General features: G+C 69.6%; 14 protein-coding genes. 9 read left to right on the plus strand and 5 right to left on the minus strand.

The genetic code is table 11. The annotated features are described in order from the left end of the window. Positions 1-105: 105 nt before the first annotated feature. The 5 genes from OG417_RS09275 to OG417_RS09295 all read right to left on the minus strand — a co-directional run bounded on the left by OG417_RS09275 (position 106) and on the right by OG417_RS09295 (position 3,598). Positions 106-552: a hypothetical protein gene (locus OG417_RS09275; protein WP_329252643.1), complete on the minus strand. Its 447-nt coding sequence runs from the start codon at positions 550-552 to the stop codon at positions 106-108. A gap of 47 nt (positions 553-599) precedes the next feature. After that, positions 600-881: a hypothetical protein gene (locus OG417_RS09280; RefSeq protein ID WP_329252646.1), complete on the minus strand. Its 282-nt coding sequence runs from the start codon at positions 879-881 to the stop codon at positions 600-602. Positions 882-1,088: 207 nt separating this feature from the next. Next, on the minus strand, positions 1,089-1,403 hold the full coding sequence (locus OG417_RS09285; RefSeq protein ID WP_329252649.1) for a cyclic-phosphate processing receiver domain-containing protein: 315 nt from the start codon (positions 1,401-1,403) through the stop codon (positions 1,089-1,091). Positions 1,404-1,580: 177 nt separating this feature from the next. Beyond that, positions 1,581-2,558: a trimeric intracellular cation channel family protein gene (locus OG417_RS09290; protein WP_329252652.1), complete on the minus strand. Its 978-nt coding sequence runs from the start codon at positions 2,556-2,558 to the stop codon at positions 1,581-1,583. Between the two features lie 212 nt (positions 2,559-2,770). Continuing rightward, entirely contained in the window at positions 2,771-3,598 is an 828-nt protein-coding gene (locus tag OG417_RS09295) for an enoyl-CoA hydratase/isomerase family protein (RefSeq protein ID WP_329252655.1), read from the minus strand. A gap of 123 nt (positions 3,599-3,721) precedes the next feature. On the opposite strand from OG417_RS09295, the gene OG417_RS09300 reads away from it, so the two are divergent. The 9 genes from OG417_RS09300 (at position 3,722) to OG417_RS09340 (ending at position 13,831) form a co-directional block, all read left to right on the plus strand. Next, positions 3,722-4,129 carry a winged helix-turn-helix transcriptional regulator gene (locus OG417_RS09300; RefSeq protein ID WP_329252658.1) on the plus strand — a complete coding sequence of 136 codons (408 nt, stop codon included), beginning with the start codon at positions 3,722-3,724 and terminating at the stop codon, positions 4,127-4,129. 147 nt (positions 4,130-4,276) lie between these two features. Beyond that, the gene (locus tag OG417_RS09305) at positions 4,277-7,114 is read left to right on the plus strand and encodes an ATP-binding protein (protein WP_329252661.1); all 2,838 of its coding nucleotides are present in this window, start codon (positions 4,277-4,279) and stop codon (positions 7,112-7,114) included. Between the two features lie 258 nt (positions 7,115-7,372). After that, positions 7,373-7,741 carry a WXG100 family type VII secretion target gene (locus OG417_RS09310; protein ID WP_329252663.1) on the plus strand — a complete coding sequence of 123 codons (369 nt, stop codon included), beginning with the start codon at positions 7,373-7,375 and terminating at the stop codon, positions 7,739-7,741. Positions 7,742-7,773: 32 nt separating this feature from the next. Next, positions 7,774-8,088, plus strand: a complete 315-nt coding sequence (locus OG417_RS09315) for a WXG100 family type VII secretion target (protein ID WP_329252666.1) — start codon at positions 7,774-7,776, stop codon at positions 8,086-8,088. Between the two features lie 64 nt (positions 8,089-8,152). Beyond that, positions 8,153-9,511, plus strand: a complete 1,359-nt coding sequence (locus OG417_RS09320; RefSeq protein ID WP_329252669.1) for an EsaB/YukD family protein — start codon at positions 8,153-8,155, stop codon at positions 9,509-9,511. A 4-nt stretch (positions 9,512-9,515) separates the two neighbouring features. Continuing rightward, the gene (locus OG417_RS09325) at positions 9,516-12,248 is read left to right on the plus strand and encodes a right-handed parallel beta-helix repeat-containing protein (protein WP_329252672.1); all 2,733 of its coding nucleotides are present in this window, start codon (positions 9,516-9,518) and stop codon (positions 12,246-12,248) included. Between the two features lie 40 nt (positions 12,249-12,288). Next, the gene (locus OG417_RS09330; RefSeq protein WP_329252675.1) at positions 12,289-12,918 is read left to right on the plus strand and encodes a hypothetical protein; all 630 of its coding nucleotides are present in this window, start codon (positions 12,289-12,291) and stop codon (positions 12,916-12,918) included. A 70-nt stretch (positions 12,919-12,988) separates the two neighbouring features. Next, positions 12,989-13,318, plus strand: a complete 330-nt coding sequence (locus OG417_RS09335; RefSeq protein WP_329252678.1) for a hypothetical protein — start codon at positions 12,989-12,991, stop codon at positions 13,316-13,318. 30 nt (positions 13,319-13,348) lie between these two features. After that, a complete protein-coding gene (locus OG417_RS09340) occupies positions 13,349-13,831 on the plus strand; it encodes a WXG100 family type VII secretion target (RefSeq protein ID WP_329252680.1) in 483 nt (160 codons plus the stop codon). The last annotated feature ends 68 nt before the right edge of the window (positions 13,832-13,899 follow it).

Here is a 13,899-nt window from a genome sequence, read left to right on the forward strand (position 1 = left end):
GGTGAACGAATCCAGCCCGAGCGGGTGCAGCAGCGGTGCGATGAGCCCGGCGTACGGGACAATCTGCGCGGTCAGCCGCGGTCCTGCGGAAGGCTCGGATTTCGGCTACTGATCGAGACTCCGTGCGTGGTGGAGAGCGTCGTTGATGAGTCGGGTAAGGCGCTCTTTTCCCTCAGCAGCGGGGATTTCGCTCTGCCAGGCGCTGACGGACTGCCAGCCGTGATCGGAGAGCGGGGGTATGGGGGCCTGCGTTTCGAGGCCGTCGGGGAGTCGCGGCAGCCTGACCATCAGCCAGCTGGTTCCGAGGGCGACGGCGGCGACGATTCCTTCGGTCGCCAGGGCGGGAACGCCGAACAGCGGGATGACCGGGATGCCGTCCGGGGCGAGTTCCCCGAGCCTTTCCAGCAGGTCGGGATGGGTGTGAAGTTGCCATTCATCGATGGCGTAGGTGTAGTCGGCGGGTGAGGTGGGGCGGCGGGCTTGCGCTCGCAGATAGCCGAGCAGCACGCGGTTGGCTGGGTGGTCGGCCACCTCGAGGCTATTTCCGCCCATGACCGTCAGCGTAGATTTCGCATGCGGCGGTGCCCATCGCCGGGAGTTCACCTTCCAGAGAGTGCAGGGTTTCCCGGGTCGGGCCGCTGGCGGTCTATCTCGTGGGCGAGCACGGTGATCATGTCGTTGACCGCGTGGTCGCCGTGCCGCTGCTTGAGTTTGAGCAGGACGCCTCTGCGACTGGCTTCGGCGAGCATGCCGGTGAGTGCGATGGAGGGGACCTCACGCCCGGCTGAGTAATCGTCGTAGACGGCTTGGGTGACGTTGTGAAGGTCCGCGTGCGGGGCGGATTCGGTGAGGACCATGCGCGAAGCGTCTTTGAGATCCATGCCTCGGAGCCTAGGCGATGTGTTCGGCGAAATCCGGGTACTGCGTCATCAAGTGCGGGCAGCCTTCTGACCCGGTATCGCCAGGCAGTAGCCGCAGGCGGGTTCGGCGAGGAAGCCCAGTCCCATGGAGCGGCGCAGACCTGGAGTCGCGGGCGGTGCCGGGGCCGTCCCCGAACCTAACCGCGCCTCGCTGGAGGCGGCTGTGCGCTAGGCGGTCGCCTGCCGGACTCGATAGTCCCAACGCCTCAAGACCCGGACTATCGTCTCCGCGCCGCTTGGATTGGCGCTATGGACGAAGATCATGCTGATGTTGAAGGGCCGGCCGTCGAAAGCTGCCTTTTCCAGCAGCGCCACGACCGGCATGATGCTGTCGTCCCCGCCCAGGTCGTGGTCGAGCCAGAGTTCGTCGATCCGGTGGTGCCGATGTTCTTCGAGAAGCAAGATGCCCTCATGGCTGGTGCGGGCGATCTGCGTGGCCCTCGGCAAAGCGCGCAGGTCGTCAACGCCGAGGATGACCGGCATCCGTGCTTCTGAGCTGTCGTGCACTCGGCCATCATCACAGCCTGGAGCCTGTCGAGCCGGGCACGAGTTGGCAGGGGCCCCGCTCCTGCTCGTCTTCACGGTGATTCCTTCGGTGAAGGAGTGGTCCGGACTGTGGCTTTGCCGGGGTTGGTCCCAGCCTTCTCGGCACCACCCGGTTCAGAAAGTCTCCGGATCGCGATGCTGGGCTCGCGTAGCTGAGAAAACCCCGCCGGTGCGAGGGGCCGTGTCGGTAGCGGCGTCGAACTGGACACCCGGCCATCCGTAAGGCGTCTCGTGCAGACCGGGGACCTGTGCCCGGGCGGGTGGGGGCGGCGCAGGGAACGGAACCTCCGGAGGCGCCCCGTGCGTCGGCCGTGGCTCGGGAAACCGTGGGCGTGCCGATGGCACGGGAGAACGGAACCGAAACGTCGCATGCTCCGCATGCGCCGGCCAGGCGCCGGGGGCGGGAATGGGGCCCTGGGGTGTGGGCACCTGGCGCATGCCCGCGAACGGGTTGCGCCAGACGTACGCGCGCAACGTGTGCCACCGGTAGCGCAGTGCCATCAGCCGGACGGCGAAGGCCACGATCGCGGCGGCGCCCGCGGTGACCGCGTTCAGCTCCCCGATGGCGGACAGCAGGGCGACCGTCCCGGCACCGACCAGAGCCGGCAGAACATAAAGGTCACGGTTCCACCGAAGTGCGGGCGGCGGTTCGTTCGCGATGACATTGGCGAGGATTCCACCGCCCACGGCGCTGCCCACGCCGAGGGTCGTGGCGGCGAACAGGTTGAGACCGAAGCTGAGCGCCTTCGTCGTACCGGTAACGCTGAAGAGCGCCAGAGCGGCCGCGTCGAGCAGATCGTACGCGCGGAAGAGCAGCTCACCGCGATGCGCTCGCGCGGTGAAGAAGACGATGAACGCGGCGACCAACGGAGCAAGGTAGTAGCCGACATCGGTGAAGGCCACCGGAGTCGTACGGATCACCAGGTCCCTGAACAAGCCACCGCCAAGGCCCGCCGCTTCCGCCAAGAGGGCGGCGCCGAAGATGTTGAAGTCCTTGCTGACGGCGAGCAGCGCCCCGGACAACGCGAACGCGAAAATGCCGATCCAATCCATGAAGTACTGGACCGTCTGCCACAGGTCCCCGGTAGCCATGAAAGGTTTCTCCTGCGAAGTCATCACTGTCGGACGGCCATGCGCCACGGCTGGTCCTCCGCGGCACCCCGGGAGCTTTCCGAGATCGCTCCCCTCATCCGGGAGCGCCCCGGATGAGGGGAGCGATGGGCTCGATCGTCGTTTCAGTACAGCAGGAGCACGGTTGACGATCATCAGCCGAAAAGGTTGTGTTCCTTGAGGTTCCCAGGGCTCTATCCGGCCAGGCTTCGCATCAGGGCCTCCAGGTCGCGTTCGCCCTCGCGGGTTTGGGCGCCCGCGGCCAGGCCGCCGCTGATCAACTGCCCCGCCATGGGACGGACGATGAGGCCGGCCCAGGCGTCGTTCTCCCGTACCAGGCCCGCGACCAGGTCGTCGGGGACGATCGCCCGCTTGGCCGCGGCGATCACGTCCTCCGGCAGGGCCGCGATGTTACGGGCGATTCGGTCGACGAACGCGTCCAGCTCGTCGGCGGGCAGGGCCCGGTTGATCCAGCCGTAGCGCTCGGCGAGCTCCGCGTCGAACAGCTCGGCGCCGAGCACCGCCTCCAGCGCACGACTGCGCCCGACCTTGGCGGCGAGGTACTGCGTGCCTCCGCCACCCGGGACGATGCCCATGAGCGCCTCGATCTGGCCGAGCCCGGCGCGGCCGATCGCCGCGAAGGCCATGTCCGCGGCCGCGACGAACTCCGCTCCGCCGCCGCGCGCCTTCCCGGCGAGCTTGACGATGGTCACCTGCGGCTGGCGCCGCAGCATCTCCCCGACGGCCTGGAAAACGTTCACACCTTCCGGGGCGGCGGCCGCGAGCCCGGCCAGCGCGTCCGGCGTGGAGGTCATATCGACGTGCGCGATGAAGAACTCCGGATCGGCGCTGTCGAAAACGATCACCCGCACCGACCCGTCGTCACGCAACGCGGTCAGCAGGTCCCGCAGGTCGGTCATGAGCGCGACGTCCAGCACATTCACCGGCGGGTTGTCGATCGTAACGCGGGCGATACCGGCGTCGTCGGCGACACGAAGAGTCTTGTAACCGTCATAGACCACGAGAGAGCTCCTGTACGTATCTGGCAGGCATCTTGGTTCCTGATGTATACCTAGGGTGATTCGGGCCGTGACCTGCGTCAATAACGCACTTTGAGCATCCCAGGGATCCTGGAGGATACCGTTATGGCCGCTTCCGAGACCGGCGCCGGCGCCATCTACCGAACCGTCGCGGGCAGCGACATCGCTTTCCGGGCTGACTGCCCGAGCCGCCCGATTCTCGACCAGATCGCCGACAAATGGTCGATGATGGTCATGGCCGTGCTCGAGAGACCATGCCGGTTCAACGAGATCAAGCGCCGCCTGGAAGGCGTGACCCAGCGAGTCCTGACGCAGACCCTGCGCCGCCTCGAACGCAACGGCATGATCGAGCGCCGTGTCCTGCCGACCTCACCGGTCGGGGTGGAATACTCCCTGACCCCGCTCGGTGAATCCCTGCGCGAGCCGTTCGGCCGACTCTACGACTGGACGGTCGACCACGCCGAGGAGATCCGAGCACGCCAGATCGACTACGACAGACGCAGCCGGAAGTGAGCGTTCGACGCGTGACTTCCGCGGCGAGTTCGTCCCCCGTGCGAGCTACCACGAGTGCGCACCACAAGGTGACGTTTTCGAGGCGGTCGGATTCGTAGCGTGGTCGTACGTGCGGCCTCCGGCCGCGGAATCTCGCAAGGGGTCGGCATGCGACTGTGGAAATATTCTCGGGCGGCGGAGCTCGCGGCGGTCGAGCGGACGCTGCGTGCCGCGGCGTCCGGGCAGGGCGGCACGGTCCTGATCCGCGGCGAGGCGGGCATCGGCAAGACGGAACTCATCGAACGGGCGCTGGACCGGGCGGCGGGTCTGTGGCGGCTCCGCGCCGGCGGGAGGGAGTTCGAGACCGAGCTCCCGTTCACCGGGCTGCACGATCTGTGCCGGCCGCTGCTCCCGTGGCTGGAGACGCTGCCCGGCCCACAGCGAACCGCTCTGGAAGTGGCGTTCGCACTGCGGGAGGGCACGATGCCGGACCGCTTCCGGGTCGGCCTGGCGGTGCTCGGCCTGCTGTCGGCCGCCGCCCGTGAGCAGCCGATCGTCTGCGTGGTCGATGACGCGCAGTGGCTCGACCACGCCTCGGCGCAGGCCCTCGCGTTCGTGGCGCGCCGCATCGAGCACGACCCGATCGCGCTCCTGTTCGCCGTCCGCGAGCCCGGAGTGCCGAACCTGCTCGACGGGCTGCCCGAGCTCGCCCTCACCGGGCTCGGCACTGAAGACGCGCTCGAGCTGCTGGCCTCCCAGCTGCACACACCGTTGGACGAGCGGATCCGCGACCAGATCATGGCCGAGGCACGTGGCAACCCCCTGGCCCTGCTCGAGCTGTCACGGAGCGTGGGCACGGGGGAACTGGCCGGCGGCTTCGGCCTGCCCAAAGCGCTCCCGGTGCCCGCCCGTATCGAGGCCACGTACCGCGAGCGCCAGGCCGCCCTCCCGCAGGACACCCGGTGGCTGCTCTTGCTGGCGGCGGCCGAGCCTCTCGGCGATCCGGTGTTGCTGTGGCGCGCGGCCGAGCAGCTCGGCGTCGGAAGCGAGGCGGCCGACCCGGCCGAGGCCGCCGGCCTGCTGGACATCGGCGTCCGCGTACGGTTCCGGCATCCGCTGGTCCGGTCGGCCATCTACCGGGCGGCTTCGCCGGACGACCGCCGTACGGTGCACCGCGCGCTGGCCCACGTCATCGACCCGCTCGTGGACCCGGACCACCGGGCGTGGCACCGCGCCCAGTCGGTGCTCCTGCCCAATGAGGACATCGCGGCCGAACTCGAACGCGCCGCCGACCGCGCGTCCGGCCGCGGTGGCGTCGCCGCCGCGGCCGGGTTCCTCGAACGCGCCACCGCGCTGACCCCCGACCCGGGTAGGCGGGCCGTACGCGCCCTGAACGCGGCGGGCCTCAAGTACTGGGCCGGAGACAACGAAGCCGCGACCGGCCTGCTGGCGATCGGGAAGACGGGTCCGGGGGACGAACGGCATCAGGCGCTCGTCGAACTGCTGGCCGCGCGGATCTCCGTCAACCATGGGCCCCGGAGCAAGGATCCAGCCCCGCTGCTGGACGCGGCGCGGAAGCTGGAGGCCCATGACCGGCCGATGGCCCGCCAGACCTATATCGGTGCGTTCGTCACGGCGATGCGCGCCGGCCGTCTCGGCCCCCCGGGGCTGTTGACCGACACCGCACGTCAGCTGGCGAAAGCGCTGGAGGAAGGTGCGAGCGAGTCCTCGGAACCGCCGGACCTCTTGCTGAAGGCGCTGATCACGCGGGCGATCGAGGGCTCCACGGCGGCCATTCCGTCACTGCGGAGGGCCGTCGGTGCCTTCCTGTCCGAGACCGAGCAGGGGGACGATTTCCACCACTGGGTGGCGCTGGCCGGCGCGACAGCGATGGACCTGTGGGAGCACGACGCCTGGCGCACGCTCTCCGAACGCCAGGTGCGGTTCATCCGCCGTACCGGCATGCTCCTCGCGCTGCCGAGCGCACTGCATTACCTCGCCTACGCGCACGTCCTCGCCGGTGAGTTCCAGGACGCCGAGGCGCTGATCGCCGAGGCCATCACGATCGACCCCACCGGAAACCCGAGCGGCCCGCCGTTCGCGGACCTGGCGCTCCGCGCCTGGCGCGGTGACCAGGAGGGAACCGCCGCGTTGGTCGAGCAGTTGATCGGCCCGGCACGTGAAGGCGGCGAGGGCCACAGCCTGTCGGTGATCGACGGTGCGAACGCGGTGCTCTACAACGGCCTCGGCCGATACGACGCCGCCTCCGAGGCGGCGGCGGAGGTCTGCCGGCACGACGAGCTGGGATTCTCGGCGTTCATCTCGCCCGAGCTGATCGAGGCCGCCGCACGCAGCGGACGGCACCGGCTCGCCAAGCCGGTGCTGGAGAACTTCGCCGAACGGACCGAGGCGAGCGGCACCGACCTGGCCATCGGCCTGCAGATGTACGCACGTGCCCTGCTCGCCGACGGGCCCGGCGCCGAGGACCTCTACCGGAAGGCGATCGACCGGCTGTCCCGTACCCGCGCCGCGGTCTATCTCGCCCGGGCCCACCTGGTCTATGGGGAGTGGCTGCGCCGTGAGGCGAGACGCGGTGACGCCCGGGCCCAGCTGCGCATCGCCTACGAGAAACTGTCCGGGATGGGCGCCGCCGGGTTCGCCGAACGCGCCGCGCGTGAACTGTCCGCCTGCGGTGAGCGTCCGCACCGGCCCGCCGCCCCGCCGCGCGACCTGCTCACCCCGCAGGAACTCCAGATCGCCCGCCTCGTCGCCGGCGGCGCGACCTCCAAGGAGGCCGCCGAACAGCTCTTCCTGAGCCCGCGAACCGTCCACGCCCACCTGCGCAACATCTTCAAGAAACTCGGGATCACCTCCCGCCTGCAACTGCGCGACCTGCCGCTGGACCTGCCAGAGGAGCCCCGCCCGGCCCCGGACCCGATTTCCGGCGACGGCCCGGAGGAACCCGATGCCCCCCACCAGGCGGACCATTTCGCTGACGGAGGGTAGGCATTGCCGATGAGGGCCGAATAGGCAACGTTGCCGATATCGCCGCCTCCTCGGGCGAAGCCATACTCGATCTGTGCCCGCCCCACGGCTCGGCGAGTGTGCGCGCACCGGCGGTGCCGTCCCACTGCCGAAGATCGCCGGGCGGGACGAGAACCGCGCGAGCGCACGGCAGGACGAGCCGCGGCTTCTCGAAAGGCCGAGCGGCCGAGCGGCCGATGTGCTTCCACGAACGACCTTCTCCGTGAAAGGCGAGCCGTCATGGCGAACGAACCGTCGGTGACCGTGGGTGGCGTGACGTATCACGTCACTCCGGAGTATCTGGCCACTGCGGCATCGGACACGAGAAGCGTGGCGGAAGAGATCAGAGGGGAACTGGCGGAGATCAAGACTTACGTCAACAGCCTCGAGGAGGTCTGGAGGGGCATCGCGCACGACCGCTTCGTGGCGCTGATGGCCGAGTACGACATCCTCGCGACCATGCTGCACGACGCCTTGACGGGCATCGCGAGCGGGCTGCACGGCAACTACGTCAACTACCGCGACTCCGAGCAGCAGAACATCACCAACCTGCAGAACATCGAGGCGGGCATGCCGGGCGGCCACACCGCCGTGGCCAACCTGAGCTGACGGCGCCCTGCGCAACCTGAGGAGAGCGGATCATGGCCGACATCGACGGCAGTGACATCTACGTCGGCGAGGGGCTGGGTGCCGCCGGCGGCTGGCTCAACGGGCGCGCCGGGGAGATCGCGGACGAGCTGGAGACCTTGAAGAGCAAGCTCGCGCCGTTGCAGGAGGCGTGGACGCGGAGCCAGGCGGCAACGTACTACCAGGGCCTGCAGCAGGAGTGGAACATCGCCGCCGAGGGGCTCTTCGGCCCGGAGGGAGTCCTGGGCCAGATCGCCCATGCCATGAACGTCAACTGGGGCAACTACACCGAGGCCGAGTGGTCGAACATCCAGACGTGGAAGCACTGACCACGACCACGGACCTTCACCTGAGCGCGTAGGGCGATGAACACGAGGAAGCGAGGATCTTCCGGTGGCCGATGAGCGGTGCCGGATCACCGTCGTGGGCGAGCGCCGGAGCGTGGACCTGGCGGTGTCGGCGGACGCACCGATCGCGGAGTACGCCCCGATGCTGGCCGACATGTGCGGGCAGCCGGACTCGGACGCCATGCCCGCGGCCTGGTCGCTCGCGCCGGCCGGGGGCGCTCCGTTCGAACCGGGCCAGTCACTCGGTGCCGTCGGCGTACTGGACGGCGAGACGCTGTACCTGCGGGACGTGCTCCAAGGCGAGCTCGACGGCCCGGTCGTCGCCGACATCGCCGAGCAGGTCGCCGAACTCGACGATGACGGCGTCGAGTGGAACGCCCGGACGCGCGCGTACACCACGCTCGCTCTCGGGCTCCTGGTCGCGCTGGCCGGAGCCGGCACGCTCGGCTTCGGCGCGTACGACGTGCCCGTGCTCGCGCCGGTGCTGTTCGCGACCGGTGTGGCCTCGGCGGTGCTCGCCCGGGTGGCCGGCGCGAAGGTGTGGCCGGTGCCGAGGGGACTGCGGCTGGCCCTGGCCACGGCCGCCTGCCCGTTCCTGGCGTTCGCGGCCCTGGCGCTGCCGCTGTCGGGCACGACGTCGCTGGTCGCCGTCTCGGTCACCGCGTCCCTCGGGGCGTTCGCGGCCTATCTGGCCGTCCCGGCGATCACCACGCTGGTCCTGCAGATGATCTGCGGGCCGGCGATGGTTCTGGCGATCTCGCTCGCGGCCCTGCGCGCCGATCGGGTCGAGGCCGCGGCCGTGGTCGCGGTGGTGGTGTTCTTCCTTCTCGGCGTGCTGCCCAGAATCGCGGCGCAGGCGGCGGCCGTGCCGCCCGGCACCGTGCAGACGGAGGACGTCGAGGCCTCGGTGCGGCGGATCCAGCGGCTGCTGGTCTTTCTGAACGCGGTGTGCTGTGTGGCGATGGGCGTCTGCCTCGTGGTCCTGAGCGGTTCCGGCGACTGGTTCGCGCTCGGGCTCGTGCTGTGCCTGGGTCTGGCACTGCTGTGCCGCGCGAGCTCGTCACGGCTGCGCGGGGTCGTGGCCGCCGTCCTGGCCAGTGGTGCGATCGGCCTGACGGCACTCGCGCTGCGGTCGTCCGGCCACCTCTTCGGGCCGCGGGGTCACCTGACCACCGCGCACGTCCCCGGCTGGTCGGCTCCGTCGGTGACGCTCGCGGCCGGCGTCGTGGTGGTGTGGTGGGGCCTGGTGCTGTGCTTCCGCAGCTCGTTGCAGAGCGCCGACCTCGCCGAGCGCAGGAGCTGGCCGGGGCCGCTCGCCGGCTTCCTGGGCGCACTGAGCATTCCGCTGGCCGTCGGCGTGTTCGGCGTCTTCGACGCGCTGATGAAGGCCGGCGGAAGGATGTGACGCCGTGCTGACGAAAAGGCCCCTCCGGGAGCGGGTCGCCCCCGGGTGGGGTGCGCACAGCACGATCGGCGCGGCCGTGCGCGCCGCCGCCGAGGGCGCCGTCGTATCGGTGCACCCGGGTGACTACCGGGAGAGCCTCGTCCTGGACCGGAACGTCACCGTCGTCGCGGAGAAGGGGCCGGGCACGGTGCGGATCACCGCACCCCACGGCCCCGCCGTCACCCTGCACGGCGGCCAGGTCGTACTCCGCGACCTGACCATCGCGCCCGCCACGTCCTCCGACACGGCGATCCTCATCCGCGGTGGGACGCCGGCGCTGCACGGATGCGAGATCGACGGCGGCCGGGTCGAGGTCACCGGCGACGCCGTGGCCTCGCTCAAGGACTGCGCCGTCCACGGCACCGACGGAGCGGCGGTCCGGCTGACCGGGACGAGCCGCACGGTGCTGGAGGACTGCGTCGTACGGTCCGCCGGCGGCGACGGCGTCGCGGCGGACGACGAGGCCCGCGTCGAATGCGCCGGGACGCTCATCGAGCACACCGCCGGCCGCGGTGCCCACCTGTCCGGAGCCGCCCGCGGCCGGTTCACCCGCTGCGAGGCGCGCGATACGGGCGCCGCCGCACTCCACGCCGAGGGCCGGTCCGCGCTGGTGGTACGCGACTGCCGTCTGTACGACACGGGCGCCCAGGGCCTGCGGCTGAGCGGTACGGCCGGGAGCCGCGCGCCGGCCGACGGCGACCGTGCGCGCCCGCGCGACGCCGCGTCCGCCGAGGAACCCGACATGTCCCGTTCACACGCGATCCTGCTCGGGCGGTGCGAGATCTTCCGTACGGCGGGTGCGGGCGTGCTCGCCGAGGACGAGGCGGCGGCGGTCCTCGACGACTGCCACATCCACGACACGCGGCGGGCGGGCATCCTCGTGACCGGGACCGGCGCGCTGGAGCTGGACGCCGTTCGCATCGTCGACGTAGCCGACAGCGGGCTCGCGGTGACCGGCGGGGCCACCGTCCGCGTCCGGGGCGGCGAGATCGCCCGTATCGGGGCCAACGGCCTGTACGCGGCCGGCGAGGCGGACATCGCACTGACCGGCCACGAGGTCCACGACACCGCGTACACGGCCGTCCACCTCGCCGGCGGGGCGCGTGCCGCGCTGACCGAATGCCGGATCCGCGACACCCCCGAGTACGGCGTCCGGGTATGCGAGCGGACCGAGGCGACCCTGGAGGACACGCGGATCCAGGACGCCGGGATGACGGGCGTGTTCGTGGACGGCGGCGACGCGGTCCTTCGCGACTGCCGGGTGTCACGCGCTCAGACCGGCCTCGACCTGCGGACGACCCACCGGCCGTTCGTGGCCGGCTGCGAGATCTGCGACGTCGCCGAGATCGGGATTCAGGTCGGTCCCGGCGGCGGAGCCGTCATCGAGGGCACACGCATCCAGCGCACCGGGTCGACGGGCGTGTTCCTGGACACCGGCAGCGTCGTACGGATCGACGACTGCACGATGACCGGCGTCGAGGGCACCGGCCTGTACGCCGGTGCCGACGCCCGGCCACGCGTTCGCGGTCTGACCGTCGAGCGGCCCGCTCGCAACGGCGTGTTCGTCGGGGGGAAGGCGTCGGGTCTGTTCGAGGACTGCCGGATCTCCGACGCCGGATATCCGGCGATCTACCTGGAGGCGGAGGCCGCCCCGGTGCTGCGCCGTTGCCACGTGTCCGGTGGCGACCACGACCTGGTGGTGTGCGACGGGGCCGAGCCCGTCATCGAGGACTGCCGGTCGGACGGGGTCCGCGACGCCGCCCTGCCGCAGGGCGACGGCGCCGCGCCGTCCGCGCGTACGGCGACGACCGTTCGCGGGCCGGCCATGGGAAGTGGTTCCGAAGCCGCGGCAGAGGACGAGACGGACAAGGCGCCCGAGGAGCGGCTCGCGGAGCTGCGCGCCGAGCTGGATCGGCTGGTGGGCCTGGACGGGGTCAAACGCGACATCGTCGGCCTGACCAAGCTGATGCAGATGGTGAAGGTCCGCCAGGAGGCGGGGCTGCCACCGCCGCCGCTGTCGCGTCACCTCGTCTTCGCCGGGAACCCGGGCACGGGCAAGACCACGGTCGCGCGGCTGTACGGCGGGTTCCTGCACGCGCTCGGCCTGCTGGAGCGCGGTCACCTGGTGGAGGCCGACCGGGGTGACCTGGTGGGGGAGTACGTCGGGCACACCGCGCCCAAGACGCAGGCGGTGTTCCGCCGGGCGCTGGGCGGGGTGCTGTTCATCGACGAGGCGTACTCGCTGGTCCCGCACGGGCAGAGCAACGACTTCGGGCAGGAGGCGATCTCCACGCTGGTGAAGCTGATGGAGGACCACCGCGACGACGTCGTGGTGATCGTGGCCGGCTACCCGGAGGAGATGCGGCGCTTCCTGGCCTCCAACGCGGGGCTGGGCTCGCGGTTCACCCGCACTCTGACGTTCGACGACTACGCGTCCGACGAGCTCGTGCGGATCGTGCGTTACCACGCCGACCAACACGAGTACGAGTGTCCCGAGGGGACCGTCGAGGCGCTGCACCGGTTCTTCGAGAACCTGCCCCGAGGCGAGCAGTTCGGTAACGGCCGCACCGCCCGGCAGGTCTTCCAGCTGATGACCGAGCGCCACGCGATGCGGATCGCCGACGACCTGACGGCCGGAGACGCCCGCGACCTGACGACCCTTCTCCCGGAGGATCTGCCGCCGGCCCAGGCGGTGTGAGGCCCGACTCCGAGAACTTCGCCAGCGAGAAGGAGGACCCGTGGAAAAACCGATCACCTCGAAATACGACAACCACCCGTTCGATCCGAACGACCACAGCCACGATAACGACACCACCACTTCGCTGGACCTGGGGAACACCGATTCCCCGGAGATCAAGGTCGCCTGGAAGAACCGCCCGTCCTTCAACACCGACCCGAAGTTCTCCCAAGATGATGGGGGAAGCGGGAATCCGCCCCCCACCTATGATCACGACGCGGAGGATTTCTCGGTCGATTTCGATAAGCTCGGCAGCTCGGTCAACACCATGCTGACCAAGTCCCGGGCACTGGTCACCCAGTACGAGAACCTGCGTTCGCATGTTCTGTCTTCGGAGGGAACCGTCTTCGGGCAGACCTCCATGCTGCCGGGCAGCAGTGGTGTATACGATTCATATTCGCATACTTGGGGCAAGGGTCATGACCCGGCCCCCACGGTATTTCAGAAGCCGGCGCAGGAATTCGCCGCGCAAATGAATCCCGCCCAGCAGAAGACGCTGCAGTCCATCGGCGCCGCGCTCGAGCTCTTCGGTGAGTACATCGCCCTCGTGAACCACTCGGGTCAGGTCTACGCCGCCGCCGACCGGCATTCGCTGTTCCCCGCGCCGCCGGCCAACGGGGTCACCGGCTGATACGCCGGCGGCACCGCGTCGCCCGGGTCCGGGCACGGACCGTTCAGACCATCGGAATAAGGAGAACATCGTGGCGGACACCGGCGGAGGCGGACAGGCCCGGGGCGACACCGAATTCATGGTCGCTCTGCAGGCGTTGTTGAACGCCATCGCCACCGTCCAGCGGGAGAGGGACAACATCTCCAAGACCCTCGAGCAGATCGAGACCAAGATGAGTCATCTGGCCTTCTACTGGAAGGGGCCTGCCTACGACTCATTCGACCCGATCGAAACTTGGTACACCAGTGCCACCTTCGATCTGATGGGCCTCCTGGACGAGATAATCGCCCGGATGCAGAAGGTTTACGACAACTACCATCGAGCCGAGTCTGTGAATGCGGCGAACGTGACGCCCGCCTAAGCCGCGAATCCGAAAGAGGAGGTGTCATCAATGGCCACCACCGACTACGACCACCTGAAGAACATGGCGATCGGGCCGTGGGGAATGCACGATACGGCGACCGCACTGCACGATCTCGCGCAGAATGTCGCGGACTCCGTCAGCCGGATCAAAACCACCCTGGAGTCGCTGACCCTCAACGACTGGGTGGGCAAGACCCAGCAGGAGGCGGCTGACTTCAACAACCAGTGGCACACGGTCATGGGCCAGATGTTCGGTAGCGAGGAAAAGCCGGAAAACGGCGTGCTGCCCGCCATGGCCGGCGGGATCGCCACCGCGGTCTACAACTACGACCAGGCCGAGTTCGGCCTCGTCGATGCCTGGAACAAGTTCGCCGGCAAGTTCACCGACGGGTCAGGCCACCCATGGCGCCGCACACAACCCCTCCGTGACAGCAATCCTCCCGCTCCGCCGGACGTGATGGACACGAACCAGACCGCCATCACGGCCGACTACCCGCCGTTCAAGTCCTGATCGCGGTCGCCGGCGCGCGGCGGACCACGTCCGCGTCCGCCGCCGCGACGATCTCACCCTGAGGCAGC

The organism is Actinoallomurus sp. NBC_01490 (genome assembly GCF_036227085.1).
In the GTDB taxonomy this organism is placed as follows: domain Bacteria; phylum Actinomycetota; class Actinomycetes; order Streptosporangiales; family Streptosporangiaceae; genus Actinoallomurus; species Actinoallomurus oryzae.